The 16,217-nt window shown below is 70.1% G+C and carries 17 protein-coding genes; 11 read left to right on the top strand and 6 right to left on the bottom strand.

What is annotated here, in order from left to right; translation table 11 throughout:
- The 3 genes from infB to A9X00_RS06940 all read left to right on the top strand — a co-directional run.
- Positions 1-2,163: translation initiation factor IF-2 (gene infB / locus A9X00_RS06950; protein WP_082974793.1), on the top strand; the 2,163-nt coding region annotated here is incomplete at its 5' end.
- A gap of 78 nt (positions 2,164-2,241) precedes the next feature.
- Positions 2,242-2,724 (top strand): 30S ribosome-binding factor RbfA, encoded by a 483-nt coding sequence (gene rbfA / locus A9X00_RS06945; RefSeq protein ID WP_067150962.1) that lies wholly within the window; start codon positions 2,242-2,244, stop codon positions 2,722-2,724.
- On the top strand, positions 2,699-3,715 hold the full coding sequence (locus A9X00_RS06940) for a bifunctional oligoribonuclease/PAP phosphatase NrnA (protein ID WP_156771957.1): 1,017 nt from the start codon (positions 2,699-2,701) through the stop codon (positions 3,713-3,715). The genes rbfA and A9X00_RS06940 overlap by 26 nt, the downstream gene beginning before the upstream one ends.
- A gap of 7 nt (positions 3,716-3,722) precedes the next feature.
- On the opposite strand, the gene A9X00_RS06935 is transcribed toward A9X00_RS06940, so the two are convergent.
- Together A9X00_RS06935 and A9X00_RS06930 are read right to left on the bottom strand one after the other, a co-directional pair.
- On the bottom strand, positions 3,723-4,298 hold the full coding sequence (locus tag A9X00_RS06935) for a hypothetical protein (RefSeq protein WP_067150956.1): 576 nt from the start codon (positions 4,296-4,298) through the stop codon (positions 3,723-3,725).
- A gap of 9 nt (positions 4,299-4,307) precedes the next feature.
- Positions 4,308-5,054 (bottom strand): enoyl-CoA hydratase, encoded by a 747-nt coding sequence (locus tag A9X00_RS06930; protein WP_067150952.1) that lies wholly within the window; start codon positions 5,052-5,054, stop codon positions 4,308-4,310.
- A gap of 136 nt (positions 5,055-5,190) precedes the next feature.
- On the opposite strand from A9X00_RS06930, the gene A9X00_RS06925 reads away from it, so the two are divergent.
- Positions 5,191-5,460 (top strand): DUF2277 domain-containing protein, encoded by a 270-nt coding sequence (locus tag A9X00_RS06925; RefSeq protein WP_067150951.1) that lies wholly within the window; start codon positions 5,191-5,193, stop codon positions 5,458-5,460.
- Positions 5,457-6,005 carry a DUF1802 family protein gene (locus A9X00_RS06920; RefSeq protein WP_067150948.1) on the top strand — a complete coding sequence of 183 codons (549 nt, stop codon included), beginning with the start codon at positions 5,457-5,459 and terminating at the stop codon, positions 6,003-6,005. Before A9X00_RS06925 ends, A9X00_RS06920 begins: the two co-directional genes overlap by 4 nt.
- A 10-nt stretch (positions 6,006-6,015) precedes the next feature.
- Here A9X00_RS06920 and A9X00_RS06915 read toward each other — a convergent pair whose 3' ends face one another.
- Complete coding sequence (locus tag A9X00_RS06915) at positions 6,016-7,710, bottom strand: CocE/NonD family hydrolase (RefSeq protein WP_067150971.1); 1,695 nt, start codon at positions 7,708-7,710, stop codon at positions 6,016-6,018.
- A 42-nt stretch (positions 7,711-7,752) separates the two neighbouring features.
- Positions 7,753-8,334, bottom strand: coding sequence for a DUF3558 domain-containing protein (locus tag A9X00_RS06910; protein ID WP_156771956.1), 582 nt, complete (start codon positions 8,332-8,334; stop codon positions 7,753-7,755).
- Positions 8,335-8,457: 123 nt separating this feature from the next.
- On the opposite strand from A9X00_RS06910, the gene A9X00_RS06905 reads away from it, so the two are divergent.
- From A9X00_RS06905 to truB, 3 genes are read left to right on the top strand one after another with little or no spacing between them, the layout of a single operon-like run.
- Positions 8,458-9,423 (top strand): metallophosphoesterase, encoded by a 966-nt coding sequence (locus A9X00_RS06905; RefSeq protein ID WP_067150945.1) that lies wholly within the window; start codon positions 8,458-8,460, stop codon positions 9,421-9,423.
- Positions 9,420-10,106, top strand: coding sequence for a 4'-phosphopantetheinyl transferase (locus A9X00_RS06900; protein ID WP_067150943.1), 687 nt, complete (start codon positions 9,420-9,422; stop codon positions 10,104-10,106). Before A9X00_RS06905 ends, A9X00_RS06900 begins: the two co-directional genes overlap by 4 nt.
- Positions 10,103-10,996 (top strand): tRNA pseudouridine(55) synthase TruB, encoded by an 894-nt coding sequence (gene truB, locus A9X00_RS06895; protein WP_067150940.1) that lies wholly within the window; start codon positions 10,103-10,105, stop codon positions 10,994-10,996. The genes A9X00_RS06900 and truB overlap by 4 nt, the downstream gene beginning before the upstream one ends.
- Positions 10,997-11,000: 4 nt before the next feature.
- On the opposite strand, the gene A9X00_RS06890 is transcribed toward truB, so the two are convergent.
- Positions 11,001-11,828 (bottom strand): SHOCT domain-containing protein, encoded by an 828-nt coding sequence (locus A9X00_RS06890; RefSeq protein WP_067150937.1) that lies wholly within the window; start codon positions 11,826-11,828, stop codon positions 11,001-11,003.
- A 166-nt stretch (positions 11,829-11,994) separates the two neighbouring features.
- On the opposite strand from A9X00_RS06890, the gene A9X00_RS06885 reads away from it, so the two are divergent.
- The gene (locus tag A9X00_RS06885) at positions 11,995-13,185 is read left to right on the top strand and encodes a lipid-transfer protein (RefSeq protein WP_067150934.1); all 1,191 of its coding nucleotides are present in this window, start codon (positions 11,995-11,997) and stop codon (positions 13,183-13,185) included.
- A 7-nt stretch (positions 13,186-13,192) separates the two neighbouring features.
- Complete coding sequence (locus tag A9X00_RS06880) at positions 13,193-14,425, top strand: acyl-CoA dehydrogenase family protein (protein ID WP_067150931.1); 1,233 nt, start codon at positions 13,193-13,195, stop codon at positions 14,423-14,425.
- A 92-nt stretch (positions 14,426-14,517) separates the two neighbouring features.
- Here A9X00_RS06880 and mntR read toward each other — a convergent pair whose 3' ends face one another.
- Positions 14,518-15,210, bottom strand: a complete 693-nt coding sequence (gene mntR / locus A9X00_RS06875; protein WP_067150928.1) for a manganese-binding transcriptional regulator MntR — start codon at positions 15,208-15,210, stop codon at positions 14,518-14,520.
- Between the two features lie 170 nt (positions 15,211-15,380).
- Here mntR and A9X00_RS06870 point away from each other — a divergent pair.
- Positions 15,381-16,217: bifunctional riboflavin kinase/FAD synthetase (locus tag A9X00_RS06870; protein WP_067150925.1), on the top strand; the 837-nt coding region annotated here is incomplete at its 3' end.

Below are 16,217 nucleotides of genomic sequence, written 5' to 3'. Positions count from 1 at the left end.
GCCGCGGCGCGCCGCCCCCGCCCGCCCCGGCCAGGGGGTGCCGCGGGGCAGGGCCGCCCGGCCCGGCCCGGCGCCCCGCGACCCGGCGGCGGCCGGCCCGGTGGGCCCGGCGGCCGCGCTGACGGCGGTGGCGGCAACTACCGCGGCGGTGGCGGCGGCGTCGGCGCCCCGCCCGGGGGTGGCTTCAGGGGCCGTCCCGGCGGCCCCGGCGGTGGCGGCGGTGGCCGCCCCGGACAGCGCGGCGGCGCGGCCGGCGCGGTCGGCCGCCCCGGCGGCGCGCCCCGGCGTGGCCGCAAGTCCAAGCGGCAGAAGCGCCAGGAATACGACTCGATGCAGGCGCCGGTCGTCGGCGGCGTGCGGCTGCCGCACGGCAACGGCGAGACCATCCGGTTGGCGCGGGGGGCGTCGCTCTCGGACTTCGCCGAGAAGATCGACGCCAACCCGGCCTCGCTGGTGCAGGCGCTGTTCAACCTCGGCGAGATGGTGACGGCCACCCAGTCGGTCGGCGACGAGACGCTCGAGCTGCTCGGCAGCGAGATGAACTACGTGGTGCAGGTCGTCAGCCCCGAGGACGAGGACCGCGAGCTGCTGGAGTCCTTCGACCTGACGTACGGCGAGGACGAGGGCGGCGAGGAGGACCTGCAGACCCGGCCGCCGGTGGTGACCGTCATGGGTCACGTCGACCACGGTAAAACCCGGCTGCTGGACACGATCCGTAAGGCCAGCGTCCGGGAGGGCGAGGCCGGTGGCATCACCCAGCACATCGGCGCCTACCAGGTCGCCGTGGACCTGGACGGCACCGAGCGGCTGATCACCTTCATCGACACCCCGGGTCACGAGGCGTTCACCGCCATGCGTGCCCGCGGCGCCAAGGCGACCGACATCGCGATCCTGGTGGTCGCCGCCGACGACGGCGTGATGCCGCAGACGGTGGAAGCCATCAACCACGCGCAGGCCGCGGACGTGCCGATCGTGGTGGCGGTGAACAAGATCGACAAGGAGGGCGCCGACCCGCAGAAGATCCGCGGGCAGCTCACCGAATTCGGTTTGGTCCCAGAGGAATTCGGCGGTGACACGATGTTCGTGGACATCTCGGCGAAGGTGGGTACCAACATCGAGGCGCTGGAAGAGGCGGTGCTGTTGACCGCGGACGCCGCCCTGGACCTGCGGGCCAACCCCGACATGGAGGCGCAGGGCGTGGCGATCGAGGCGCACCTGGACCGTGGTCGCGGGCCGGTGGCCACCGTGCTGATCCAGCGCGGCACCCTGCGGGTCGGCGACTCGGTGGTCGCGGGCGACGCCTACGGCCGCGTCCGCCGCATGGTCGACGAGCACGGCGAGGACGTCGAGGAGGCGCTGCCGTCGCGGCCGGTGCAGGTCATCGGGTTCACGTCGGTGCCCGGCGCAGGTGACAACTTCCTGGTCGTCGACGAGGACCGCATCGCTCGGCAGATCGCCGACCGGCGCAGCGCCCGCAAGCGCAACGCCCTGGCGGCCCGGTCGCGCAAGCGGATCAGCCTGGAGGACCTGGACTCGGCGCTGAAGGAAACCAGCCAGCTGAACCTGATCCTCAAGGGCGACAACGCCGGTACGGTCGAGGCGCTGGAGGAGGCCCTGATGGGCATCCAGGTCGACGACGAGGTGGCGCTGCGCGTCATCGACCGCGGCGTCGGCGGCATCACTGAGACCAACGTCAACCTGGCGTCGGCGTCGGACGCGATCATCATTGGGTTCAACGTGCGCGCCGAGGGCAAGGCGACGGAGCTGGCCAACCGCGAGGGTGTGGAGATCCGCTACTACTCGGTCATCTACCAGGCGATCGACGAGATCGAGAAGGCCCTGCGCGGCATGCTCAAGCCGATCTACGAGGAGAACCAGCTGGGCCGCGCCGAGATCCGCGCGATCTTCCGGTCCTCCAAGGTCGGCCTCATCGCCGGCTGCATGATCAGCTCGGGTGTGGTGCGCCGCAACGCGAAGGCCCGGCTGCTGCGGGACAACATCGTGGTCGCCGACAACCTCACGATCACCTCGCTGCGCCGGGAGAAGGACGACGTGACCGAGGTCCGCGAGGGCTTCGAATGCGGTATGACGCTGGGCTACAACGACATCAAGGAAGGCGACATCATCGAGTCCTACGAGCTCGTGCAGAAGGAACGCGCCTGACCGCCGCTGACGATGCAGAAAAGGGATTGTGTGATGAGGTGGGGGTACCTCCCGCTTGCGGGGGAGAGGCGGTGAATCATGCCTGACCCGGCCAGGGCGCGCCGGTTGGCCAAACGGATCTTCACCATCGTCGCCTCGGCGATCGAGTTCGAGATCAAGGATCCGGGCCTGGACGGGGTGACCATCGTCGACGCGAAGGTGACCGCCGACCTGCACGACGCGACCGTGTTCTACACGGTGATGGGCCGCACGCTCGACGACGAGCCCGACTACGCCGCCGCGGCGGCCGCGCTCGAGCGGGCCAAGGGCGCGCTGCGCACCAAGGTTGGGGCCGGCACCGGTGTGCGCTTCACGCCGACGCTGACGTTCACCCGGGACACGACGGCCGACAGCGTGCAGCGGATGGACGAGTTGCTGGAGCGTGCCCGCGCCGCGGACGCCGATCTGGCGCGAGTTCGCTCGGGTGCCAAGCCGGCCGGGGAGGCCGATCCATACCGGATAAGCGGGGCTGGGGACGCGAGCGACGGGAACGCCGGTGACGACGATCGACCCCAAGACTGACCTGGCGAGTGCCCCTCGGGGCGCTCAGGGGTTGTCCGTAGACGCCGACGGCGCCGTCGAGCTGCTGTCGCGCGCCGCGTCGATCGCGGTGATCGCCCACGTCCACCCCGACGCCGACACCATCGGCGCGGGGCTGGCGCTGACGCTGGTGCTGGACCGGTGCGGAAAGCGCGTCGAGGTCAGTTTCGCCGCGCCGGCGTCGCTGCCCGAGTCGCTGGCCACACTGCCCGGTTGTCAACTGCTGGTCCGCCCGGACGAGCTGCGCCGCGACGTCGATCTCGTTGTCACCGTTGACGTTCCGAGCATCAAGCGGCTCGGGGAGCTGAGCGACCTGGCCGGTCCGGGCCGCCAGTCGCTGGTCATCGACCACCACGCCTCCAACGACCGGTTCGGCAGCGCCAACTTCATCGACGTGTCGGCGGATTCCACCACGATGATGGTCGCCGACATCCTGGACGCGTGGGGCAAGCCGATCGACCACGACGTCGCGCACTGCATCTACGCCGGCCTGACCACCGACACCGGATCGTTCCGCTGGGCCAGCGCCCGGGCGCTTCGGCTGGCGGCCCGGCTGGTCGACCTCGGCGTCGACAACGCCGCGATCAGCCGCACGCTGATGGACACCCACCCGTTCGGGTGGCTGCCGCTGCTGTCGCGGGTGCTGGGCTCGGCGCAACTGGTGCCGGACGCGGTCGGCGGTCGCGGGCTGGTGTACGCCGTCGTCGAGCACCGGGACTGGATCAGCTCGCGCGCCGAGGAAGTCGAGAGCATCGTCGACATCGTGCGCACCACGCAGCAGGCAGAGGTGGCGGCGGTGTTCAAGGAGGTCGACCCTCAGCACTGGTCGGTGTCGATGCGGGCCAAGGCCCAGGTGGACCTCGCGGCGGTGGCCTCGGAGTTCGGCGGCGGGGGCCACCGGCTGGCCGCCGGCTATTCGACCGTCGGTTCGATCGACGACGCGGTCGCGTCGCTGCGCGCGGCGCTCGGCTAACCGCGCGTCAGAACGCCCAGCTTCCGGAGCGCTGCAGCACGAAGCCGTGGTCCCCGCTGGTGGTGTCCAGGCAGGCCACCAGGTTGTCGGCGCCCACGGCGCAGGTCACGTTCAGGTACGACACCTTCTGTCCCGCGGCCAGCGGCTTACCGCCGGACGTCAACGGTGGTGGGTTGCCTTCGCACCCGCTGTAGGTCATGCGGCTCAATTCGTAGCCCGGCCCCTTGAAATTCACCGCGCCCACGACGCAATCACCCGGCTTCGTGTGCCCGCCGCCGGGAAACGGCACGTCGTCCATGCCGGGCATGTCGCCGCTGCACTTGATGTCCCCTGACGGTTGCGGCGGGGGCGCCGTTCCGCCATAGAAGTCGCACACCAGCGTCGGCGTGGGCGAAAAGCTGATCCGGGGCGCGCTGCCCTGCGGCGCGGTGGCGTAGCCGTCCGCGGCGACGGAGGTGAAGCCGTCGAGGCTGGGGAAGCCCGGGGGCGGCACCGCGCCGCCCAGCGGCGCGGGCGCCGCGATCACGGCGGCCACCAGGGCCGGGCCACCGAGGGCCCGCAGGGTGTAGCGGCGAGCACGCATCGCTTCCTCCTAACGCACCTGGGCTCGCCCGCGTTGCAGCACGGCGTCGCGGTTGGCGGCGATGTCCTCGCCGCTGGTGCGGAACTGGCGGGCGGCCGTCGCCTCGAGCCACAGCCCGGTGCTGGTGTGTGTGTCGTCGATGCGGTGATAGGACGCCAGCAACGCGCGCACCGCGTTCTGGTTGTTGCCGACGATCGAGGCCGCCACCTGGCGGGCCGTGGGCATCAGCCGATCGTGGGGCACCACCTCGGTCACCAGGCCGGCGCGCAGCGCGTCGGCGGCGGACAGGTAATCCCCGGTCAGGCTCATCCGCCGGGCCAGGCCGACCCCCACCTTCTGGGGTAGCCGCACGGTCAGGCCCCAAGTCGGCAGCAGGCCCACCCGGGCGTGCGTGTCCGCGAAGCGGGCCTGCTCGGAGGCGATCAGGACGTCGCAGTACAGGGCCAGCTCCAGCCCGCCGGTGACCGCGGCGCCGTTGATCGCGCCGATCACCGGCTTGGTCAGCGCCGGCCAGCGCGGCGAGATGTCGGGGAGCGCAGTTTCGCTGCCCAGCTCCTTGAGGTCCAGCCCCGCGCAGAACACCGGGTCGGCGCCGGTGACGATGACGACGTCGACGCCGTCGTCGGCCTCGGCGTCGGTCAGTGCGCCGAAGAACCGGTCCCGCAGCGCAGAGGACAGCGCGTTGCGCGCCTGGGGGCGGTTGAGGGTCAGGGTGCGCACCCGCTCGTCGGTCTCGATCAGCAGGACGTCTGTCATGTGTTCACCGTAGTCAGCAGGGATCGCGGGGCCTCGCCGAGCCTGCGCTGAGCGCGTCGCTGCGCCGAAATATTGGCTCTGACCGCAGGCTCGATGCGCTGAACGCAGACTCGACGGCGCGTTTATCGTTGAGATCATGTGCCGGAACATCACCGAACTGCGGGGCCTGCAGCCGGAGGCCACCCCGGAGGAGGTCGCGGCGGCGGCGCGCCAGTATGTGCGCAAGGTCAGCGGCATCACCCGCCCGTCGGCCGCCAACGTCGACGCGTTCGAGGCGGCGGTCGCCGAGGTCACCGAGACGACGACGCGATTGCTGGCGGCCCTGCCGCCGCGCCGCCAGCCGCCGAAGACCGTGCCGCCGCTGCGCCGCCCGGAGGTACTGGCCCGCCTCGCCGCCGCGAAATGACGCCAGCGCTCAAGGAGTGGGGCGCGGTGGTGCACGCGCTGCTCGACGGCCGGCAGCGGGTGCTGCTGCGCAAGGGCGGCATCGGCGAAAAGCGGTTCGAGCTCGCGGCCCGGGAGTTCTTGCTGTTCCCGACCGCCGCCCACAGCCACGCCCAGCGGGTCCGGCCCGAGCACCGCGACCTGCTGGATGCCGGGGCCGCCGACAGCACCGACGACCACCTGGTGCTGCGCGCCGCCGTGAAAGTCGTTGCGGCACACGAGGTTAACCGGCCGGATGGCATGTCGGCGATCGAAGATCTGCACATCTGGACCGCCGAGTCGGTGCGCGAGGATCGGCTGGATTTCCGGCCCAAGCACAAGCTGGCCGTGCTGGTGGTGTCGGTGATCCCGCTGGCCGAGCCGGTGCGGATCCCGCGCGCCCCCGAGTACGGCGGTTGCACCAGCTGGGCGCAGCTGCCGCTGGCCGACGTTCGCCTGGCCGCGCCGGTGCACGACGAGGCCGCGCTAGACCGGGTGGCGCTGCGGGTCCGCGACGCGGTCGGTTAGCGGGTCGGTCTCAGCTCAGCGGGTCGGCTGGGCCGACCGGAAGCAGCAGCCGGGAGCCCCCGTAGTGCACAAAGTGGGTGGCCGGTGTGGCCTGCCCGGCCGTCAACATCGGTTCCGCGGTGCCGAGGTTGCGGGCAAAGCGCGGGAACCAGCTGCCCGCGATCAGGACGCGGATGCGCGATCCGGCGCGGAAGCGGTGGGCGATCCCGTCGAGCTCCACCCGCACGATCTCGGTCCCAGCGGCGGCGTCCGCACCGCCCAGCCGTCGGTAGCCGTCGCTGACGTTGCGGGACCGGCCCCTGGCGTCCACCTCGCTGACCCGGACGAACAGATCGACGTGGGGGTTGTCGGAGCTGTGCGCCAGCTCGACCACCGGATTCCCGTAGACGTACAGATCGTGGGTGAGCGTGAGGCTGGTGAAGGCGAGGACGTCCTCGCGCGCGGCGAGGCGAGTGTCGTCGCGGTAGCCCCCGTTCGTGGACAGCAGCGGACCGCCGGTGGTGGGCGTCGGGTCGGCCGGGTCGTAGCGAAATGTCGCCGGTGCCAACCCATCCGGGGTGGGCGCCGTCTCGCCCAGGTGCCCGCCGGGTCGCAGGTACAACGACCGCTCGGTGGTGGCGGGCGGCCAGTCGGGCAGGTGGCGCCAGGCTTGGCCCTTGTCCACGCCGGTGACGCAGACGTGCACGCGGCTCGGCCGGCGCTGCGCCTCGCCGCCCAGGTGGGTGTCCAGCCAGTCCAGCGTCTCCCGCGCGCTGATCGGGAGCGCCTTGCCCAGCAGCTGGGTGTGTGTCCAGGGGCCGACGGTGAGCGCGCCGTCGACCCCGCGGCCGCGCAGGTGGGCGTACTGCTGCAGCGTCTGCCGGATGAAGATGTCCTGCCAGCCGCCGATGAGCAGCACCGGCACCTGCGCCCGGTCCAGCGCGTCGGTGAACCGCCGGGCGTCCCAGAACACGTCGTCATGCTCGTGGTGCTCGATCCACGATTCGAACCACGGCGCACCCTCACCGAGCAGCGTACGGGCCGCGGCGCCCAGGGGTAGCGCACCCGCCGCCTCCGCCACCTTGCGCCGGGCCTGCAGCTGGCGCAGCGCCATCTTGACCCGTCGCGGGTCCTCCTGGTGAGCGACAAGATCGCTCCAGCCCAGGAAGTCGTTGACGGCGAACGAGCCGGTGCCCCACACCGAAGCGTTGAAATCGTGTGGGCCCGCGGTGATCACCGCGGCGGCCAGCTCCGGCGGCGGGTCCTGCAGCAGCGCCCACTGGGTGAAGCCCAGGTAGGACACCCCGACCGTGGCGAACCGGCCGGTGAACCAGGGCTGCTCGCGCAGCCAGACGACCGTGTCGGCGCCGTCGGCGGCCTCGTTGACCATCGGGTCGAAGTCCCCGCCCGAGCCGTACGTTCCGCGCACGCTCTGCAGCACGACGTGGTAGCCGCGAGCCGCGTGCAGCCGCGCGTAGGCGTGCGAAAACGGAAACCGCCGCCCATAGGGTCCGCGGACGAGCAGGCTGCCCGTGGGGCTCGAGGTGACGGGCGCGTAGTGGTCGGCGGCCAGCGTGACCCCGTCGCGCATCGGCACGTCGACGCGCTCGACGGTGTACTCGGTGGTGGCCCGGGGCAGGCCCAACAGCCGGCCGAGCGCGGCGTCGCCCGCCCGTCCTAGCGTGCGGGGCTTGGGCTGCGCGGGGCGCGTCGAGGTGGTACTCACCGACCCCACACTAGGTTTTTCCAGGACGCCGGGCGGCGTAACTCAGAACTTGTAGTACGGCGCGAGGTCGTTGGCGCGCTGCACATTGGTGGACATGCAGTCCACCTCGGGGTTGGAGTAGACCGCCGAGTAGTACAGCGCCTGCTGCAACACCCCGTAGCTGGTCTTGAACGCCACCATGCAGGAGAAGAACCAGAAGCTGTTGTGATAGGTCGGCTTCATCACCCAGTACTGTGCCGCGCGGTGCCCAGCAATCGTGGTCTCGATCGCGTCGGCGGGCAGGGATTGCTCGTAGGTGCGCCAGATGATGGGCTCGACGGCCAGCTGGTAGTTGCCCGCGTCGAAGTGACAGCGCAGCCCGTCCTCGTGCTCGGGCGGCGTGAAACCCAACCCAAGCCGCTGCACGACGTCGAACGGGATGTCCTCGCACGCGTCGAAGGGACGCGGGTCGGTGGTGGCCACGATGGGACTCTTCATCGTGGTCTCCATCGGTTCGGCCGTCGACCGCAGCTCGACCGGACCACCGCCGCTCGGCCCCGGCGGGGCGCTCTGCCAGCCCACGACCAGCGCCGCGGCCAGCGCGCCCAGCGCCGAAATCTGGCGCAGCTTGGCGATCACCGACATCTTCTGCCCTCCCTTGCCGGGGAGTGTAGAGCCCCCGCAGTGAAAAGAGAACACGTTCTAATCCCGCGGGCAAGGGCCCGGCGGGAACGGGCTCATCGCCGCGGGTCGTTAGGCTGGTTAGTCGTGGCGAGCCGGGAATCGACGAATGGTGCGCAGCCGACGCTGTGGGCGGTTTCCGACCTGCACACCGGGCACCTGGGCAACAAGCCGGTCACCGAATCGCTGTACCCGTCGTCGCCGGACGACTGGCTGATCGTCGCGGGCGACGTCGCCGAGCGCACCGACGACATCCGCTGGGCGCTTGACGTGCTGCGTCGCCGGTTCGCCATGGTGATCTGGGTGCCCGGCAACCACGAGCTGTGGACGACCACCCGGGATCCCAACCAGATCTTCGGCAAGGCGCGCTACGACTACCTGGTCAACATGTGCGACGAGATGGGCGTGGTCACGCCCGAGCATCCGTACCCGGTGTGGACCGAGCGCGGCGGGCCGGCCACCATCGTGCCGATGTTCCTGCTCTACGACTACAGCTTCTTGCCCGAGGGGGCGACGAGCAAAGCCGAGGGCCTGGCGATCGCGCGGCAGCGCAACGTGGTGGCCACCGACGAATTCCTGCTCTCGTCCGAGCCGTACGCCACCCGCGAGGCCTGGTGCCGCGAGCGGCTGGCCGCGACGCGCGCCCGCCTCGAAGAGCTCGACTGGATGACCCCGACCGTCCTGGTGAACCACTTCCCGCTGGTGCGCGACCCCTGCGACGCGCTGTTCTACCCGGAGTTCTCGCTGTGGTGCGGCACCACCAAGACCGCCGACTGGCACACCCGCTACAACGCGATCTGCTCGGTGTACGGGCACCTGCACATTCCGCGCACGACGTGGTACGACGACGTGCGCTTCGAGGAGGTGTCGGTGGGTTACCCGCGGGAGTGGCGCCGCCGCAAGCCGTACAGCTGGCTGCGCCAGGTGCTGCCGGATCCCCAGTACGCGCCGGGCTATCTCAACGACTTCGGCGGTCACTTCGTGATCACCCCCGAAATGCGCCGCCAGGCCGAGCAATTCCGGGAACGAGTGCGGCAGCGGCAGTCTCGATGACCGGCCGCATGCTGGTGGCGTCGGTGTTGCCCGACACAGCGTCGGAGGATCTCGCGTACGCGGAGGTGTATTCCGACCCGCCGGGCCTGAGCCCGTTGCCCGAAGAGGAGCCGCTGATCGCCAAGTCGGTCGCCAAGCGGCGCAACGAGTTCATCACCGTGCGGCACTGCGCCCGTATCGCGATGGGTGAGCTCGGCGTGCCACCCGTGCCGATCCTCAAGGGCGAAAAGGGGCAACCGCTCTGGCCCGACGGGGTGGTTGGCAGCCTCACCCACTGCACGGGCTACCGCGGCGCGGTGGTGGGGCGCGCCGGCGCGGTGCGTTCGGTGGGCATCGACGCCGAACCGCACGACGTGCTGCCCGACGGCGTGCTGGGCGCGATCGCCCTCGACGACGAACGCCAGGAGATCGCCGCGTTGCCCGCCGGCCTGCACTGGGACCGAATCCTGTTCTGCGCCAAGGAGGCAACCTACAAGGCGTGGTTCCCGCTGACCGAGCGCTGGCTGGGTTTCGAGGACGCCCACATCGTGTTCGACCCCGATCCGTCCGGCCGGGGAACCACCGGCACGTTCGTCTCCAAGGTCCTGATCGACGGCGCCGCGCTGTCGGGTCCGCCGCTGACCGCGCTGCGGGGCCGCTGGTCGGTCGAGCGCGACCTGGTGCTGACGGGGATCGTGCTTTGACGGAACCGGGCGTTGGCCCGGGACTAGTCGTCGTCGACAAACCGGCCGGGATGACCAGCCACGACGTCGTGGGCCGCTGTCGCCGCATCTTTGCCACCCGCCGGGTGGGGCATGCGGGGACGCTGGACCCGATGGCCACCGGCGTGTTGGTGATCGGCGTCGAGCGGGCCACCAAGATCCTCGGCCTGCTCACGGGGGCGTCGAAGGCGTACGCCGCGACCGTCCGGCTCGGGCAGACCACCTCCACCGAGGACGCCGAAGGCGAAGTGCTGCAAACGGTTTCGCCCCGGCACGTGACGGACGAGGAGATCGCCGCCGCGGTGGCCGGGCTGCGCGGGGACATCGAGCAGGTCCCGTCGGCGGTCAGCGCGATCAAGGTGGACGGACGCCGCGCCTATCGGCTGGTCCGTGAGGGCCAAACGGTCGAGCTGGCGGCGCGGCCGGTGCGGATCGACCGATTCGAGGTGCTGCGCGTCCGGCGCCACGACGACCTCGTCGACGTCGACGTCGAGGTGGACTGCTCGTCGGGCACCTACATCCGCGCCCTGGCCCGCGACCTGGGCGCCGCGCTCGGCGTGGGCGGGCACCTGACGGCGTTGCGGCGCACCCGCGTCGGGCGCTTCGGGCTGGACCAGGCGCGCTCGCTCGACGACCTGGCCGAGGTGCCCCGGCTGACCCTGACGCTCGACGAGGCGTGCCTGCTGATGTTTGCCCGCCGCGACCTGACTGCCGAGGAGGCCCTGGCGGCGAGTAACGGCCGGTCCCTGCCGCCGGCCGGAATCGACGGCGTCTACGCCGCCGCCGATGCCGACGGCCGGGTGATCGCGCTGCTGCGCGACGAGGGTGCGCGGACCCGGTCGGTGGTGGTGTTGCGTCCGGCCACGCTCTGACGCGTCAGAGCCGGCTGAGCAGTTCGGCCTTCTTCGCGGCGAACTCCTCATCGGACAGGATGCCGCGTTCGTGCAACCCGGCCAGCGATTCGATGGCCGCGACGATGGCCTGGGAATCTCCGGAATTGTCCGTCGGAGCGGACGCGGGTTTGGCCGCCGGAACCTCGGGTGGGAACTGCACCTCGGGCGCGAATTGCGGCGGCGGGCCGGACTGGTACTGCGCCTGGTAGCCGGGGGCAGGTGACGCGGCTTGGGACTGCGCCGCCTGGTGGCTACCGACCTCATGCAGACTCGACACGCCGAACGTGCCGAACTGGCTGGTGAAGCTCACCGAGCTGTATCCGGTGCCCTGCTGCTGTTGCACACCGCCGATTTGGTGCTCGCCGGTATCGAAAATCCTTGTGACGCCATTGATGTGGATCGCCAGGCGCCGCGTGCTCGGGAAGAACGCGTAGCGCACGTCATTCTGTCCGCCGACCGAGCTCGGTACCCCCAGGTCGGCCGGCCACCAGTTGTTCGAGGCGAATGCCGCCGGGGAGTGCGGGGGCGGGGCGGCATGACGATGGTCGGCAACATGTTCGACAACGCGCTCAAGGCCCGCGTCGACGCGCTGTGCAACGAGTTGGCCCAGCTGCTCGCCACCACCGCGGTGTTTCCCGCCCCGCATCCACTGCCCGTTGCCGCCGAGCTCGGGGATGTTGAACTGGGCCATGGTGCCGCCCCCGATGCGCAGCGCGACCAGCATCGAAAGCACCGCATCTTGGGAGAGTCCATGGCGCTGGGCGATCTCGGCGATCGCGCTGGCGGCCTCGGGGGTAACCGTCGCCTTCATAATCGTGAATCTTTCGTCGTTGGTACTTGGTTCGAGCCTACGCAAAACGGGGCGCAATGAGCATGGGATGACGACGTCGCGAGCGGGGTTCCGGCCGGCCAACCCGCACGGCTAAGCTGCCGACCAGACGGGTGTCAAAATGCCCACCGTTCGGAAGGCATGAGCTATGTCCAACAAGGTTTACGTCGTCGGCGTCGGCATGACGAAATTCGAGAAGCCGGGCCGCCGCGAGGGCTGGGACTACCCGGACATGGCGAGGGAGTCGGGCACCAACGCGCTGGCCGACGCCGGCGTCGACTACCGCGACGTGCAGCAGGGCTACGTGGGCTATGTCGCCGGCGACTCGACGTCGGGCCAGCGGGCGCTCTACGAGCTGGGCATGACCGGCATCCCGATCGTCAACGTCAACAACAACTGCTCGACCGGTTCGACCGCGCTTTTCCTGGCGGCGCAGGCGATCCGCGGCGGGATCGTCGACTGCGCGATCGCGCTCGGCTTCGAAAAGATGCAACCGGGCGCGCTGAGCGGCGGCGCCCAGGACCGCGAATCGCCGATGGGCAAGCACGTCAAGGCGATGGCCGCCATCGACGAGTTCGCGATGCCCGTCGCGCCCTGGATGTTCGGCGCCGCCGGCCGCGAGCACATGCGGCAGTACGGCACCACCGCGGAGCACTTCGCCAAGATCGGCTACAAGAACCACAAGCACTCGGTCAACAACCCGTACGCGCAGTTCCAGGAGTCCTACACGCTCGACGACATCCTGGCGGCTCGGATGATCTCCGACCCGCTCACCAAGCTGCAGTGCTCGCCGACCTCGGACGGTTCGGGCGCGGCGATCCTGGCCTCCGAGGACTACGTCGACAAGCACGGGCTGGCCGGCCAGGCGGTCGAGATCGTCGGCCAGGCGATGACCACCGACTTCGCGTCGACCTTCGACGGCAGCGCCAAGAACCTCATCGGCTACGACATGAACGTGCAAGCCGCGCAACAGGTTTACGACCAGTCCGGGCTCGGGCCGGAGGACTTCCAGGTGATCGAGCTGCACGACTGCTTCTCGGCCAACGAGCTGCTGCTCTATGAAGCCCTCGGCCTGTGCAGCCCGGGCGAGGCGCCCAAGCTGGTCGACAACGGCGACACCACCTACGGCGGACGCTGGGTGGTCAACCCGTCGGGCGGCCTGATCTCCAAGGGGCACCCGCTGGGCGCGACCGGGCTGGCGCAGTGCGCCGAGCTGACCTGGCAGCTGCGCGGCACCGCCGACAAGCGTCAGGTCGAGGGCGTCAACGCCGCGCTGCAGCACAACATCGGGCTGGGCGGCGCCGCCGTCGTCACCGCCTACCAGCGCGCCGAACGCTAAGGGCGCCATGTTCGAATGGTCGGACACCGACCTGATGGTTCGGGATGCGGTTCGCCAGTTCGTCGACAAGGAGATCCGCCCGCATCTGGACGAACTGGAAAGCGGTGCGCTGTCGCCCTACCCCATCGCCCGAAAGCTGTTCAGCCAGTTCGGCCTCGACGTCATGGCCGCCGAGTCGGTCAAGAAGATGCTGGAGCGCGAGCGCGCCGGCAAGAACGAAAAACCGGACGGCGCGGGCGGTTTCGACGGCGCTCAGGGGTCGATGGTCGCGGTGCTGGTGTCCGAGATCGCCAGGGTCAGCATCGGATTGCTGAGCACGGCGTCGGTCAGCCTCGGCCTGGGCGCGGCGACCATCATGAGCCGCGGCACGCTGGCCCAGAAGGAACGCTGGCTGCCCGACCTGATGACGCTGAAAAAGATTGCGGCGTGGGCGATCACGGAGCCCGATTCCGGCTCCGACGCGTTCGGCGGCATGAAGACCTATGTCAAGCGGGACGGTGAGGACTACATCCTCAACGGCCAGAAGACGTTCATCACCAACGGGCCGTGCGCCGACGTGCTGGTGGTCTACGCCAAACTCGACGAGGGCGACCCCTCGGTGGACCGGCGCAACCGACCGGTGCTGATCTTCGTGCTCGACGCGGGCATGCCGGGCCTGACCCAGGGCAAGCCGTTCAAGAAGATGGGCATGATGTCCTCGCCGACGGGCGAGCTGTTCTTCGACAACGTGCGGCTGACTCCCGATCGACTGCTCGGCGAGAACCAGCGCGAGGCCGACGGCGACGGCCGCGACAGCGCCCGCGACAATTTCGCCGCCGAGCGGATCGGGATCGCGATGATGGCGCTGGGCATCATCAACGAATGCCACCGGCTGTGCGTGGACTACGCCAAGACCCGCACGCTGTGGGGCAAGAACATCGGGCAGTTCCAGCTGATCCAGCTCAAGCTGGCCAAGATGGAGATCGCCCGAATGAACGTGCAGAACATGGTGTTTCACACCATCGAGCGCCAGCAGGCGGGCAAGCCGCTGTCGCTGGCCGAGGCGTCGGCGATCAAACTGTACTCGTCGGAGGCGGCCACCGACGTCGCGATGGAGGCCGTGCAACTGTTCGGCGGCAACGGCTACATGGCCGAGTACCGGGTGGAACAGCTGGCCCGCGACGCGAAGTCGTTGATGATCTACGCCGGCAGCAACGAGGTGCAGGTCACCCACATCGCCAAGGGCCTGCTGAGCAGCTGAGTACGTGCGCCGAACGTGCTCTCAGGGCGAAAAATTCGCGCGGATCTCGCCGTGAATGCACGTTCGGCGCGAGAAAAGCGGCGCGCGAAAGGCTAGGCCACCACCCAGATGGCCCGGGCCGCAGGGCTGCCGAGGTCGACCGTGCTCTCCGCGCCGTCGGCGGACTCGATCGCCACCGAGATCATGCCGGCGAATTCCCGACGGGTCAGCACCCGCAGCCGGGAGTCGAGCTGTATCCCGACGCCGGTGAAATAGCGCAACATCTCCGGGTCGGCGTCGGAGATGCGGGCCACCGTCCCGGTGTCGCCGTCGCGGCACGCCCACAGCTGGCGGGCCGGCGGGGTGGGGACCTGACCGTCGGAGGCCGGAATCGGGTCGCCATGCGGGTCGCGCTGCGGATAGCCGAGCTTGGCGTCGATGCGCGCCACCAGCCGGTCCGACACCGCGTGCTCGAGTACCTCGGCCTCGTCGTGCACCTCGTCCCAGCGGTAGCCGAGCTCGTTGACCAGGAAGGTCTCCAACAACCGGTGCCGGCGCACCACCTCGAGGGCCGCGCGGCGCCCCGCCTCGGTCAGCGTGACCGCGCCGTACTTCTCGTGGTCGACCAGGCCCTGCTCGGCGAGCTTGCGGATCGACTCCGACGCCGTGCTGGCCGACACCCCGATCCGGTCGGCCAACATCTTGGTGCTGACCTTCTCGATCGACCACTCCTGGGCATTCCAGATGACCTTCAGGTAGTCCTGGCCGACCGCGGTGATGCCGCCTGGCTCATCGTCAGCCCTCACAACCAGAAAGTTTAGGCAACCCACACCTGATTCGGCGTGCCGCGCCGCCATCGAGACTGCGGTGAGAGCGTCCCCAAGGGGGCAAGTGGCGATCTGGACGCAGTCTCGGCGCAGAGTCAACAGCGATCTCGCCACCCCATGTTCGCGCCGGGCGCCGTAGGCTAGCCCTCGTGCAGCGGTGGCGCGGCCAAGACGAGATTCCCACGGACTGGGGCAGATGCGTGGTCACCATCGGGGTGTTCGACGGGGTGCACCGCGGCCACGCCGAGCTGATCGCGCACGCGGTGAAAGCCGGCCGCGCGCGCAACGTGCCGACGGTGCTGATGACGTTCGATCCGCACCCCATGGAAGTGGTCTATCCCGGCAGCCACCCCGCGCAGCTGACGACGCTGACCCGGCGCGCCGAGTTGGTCGAGGAGCTGGGCATCGACGTCTTTCTGGTGATGCCGTTCACCACCGACTTCATGAAGCTCACCCCGGAGCGCTACGTCCACGAACTGCTGGTGGAGAACCTGCACGTGGTCGAGGTCGTGGTCGGGGAGAACTTCACCTTCGGCAAGAAGGCCGCCGGCACCGTCGCCACCCTGCGCAAGGCCGGCGAGCGGTTCGGCTTCGCCGTGGAGTCGATGTCGCTGCTGTCCGAGCACCACAGCAACGAGACCGTGACGTTCTCGTCCACCTACATCCGGTCCTGCGTCGACGCCGGCGACATGGTGGCGGCGACGGAGGCGCTGGGCCGCCCGCACCGCGTCGAGGGCGTCGTCGTCCGCGGCGAGGGCCGCGGCGCGGAGCTGGGCTTTCCCACCGCGAACGTGGCGCCGCCGATGCACTCGGCCATCCCGGCCGACGGCGTGTACGCCGCCTGGTTCACCGTGCTCGGGCACGGGCCGGTGACGGGCACCGTCGTGCCGGGGGAGCGCTACCAGGCCGCGGTGTCGATCGGCACCAATCCCACCTTCTCGGGGCGTACCCGCACCGTCGAGGCGTTCGTCCTGGACACCGCGGCC

The organism is Mycobacterium sp. 1245805.9 (genome assembly GCF_001672915.1).
Lineage (GTDB): Bacteria > Actinomycetota > Actinomycetes > Mycobacteriales > Mycobacteriaceae > Mycobacterium.
Note: the sequence above shows the minus strand (reverse complement) of the source record. Positions and strands in the feature narration are given on the sequence as shown.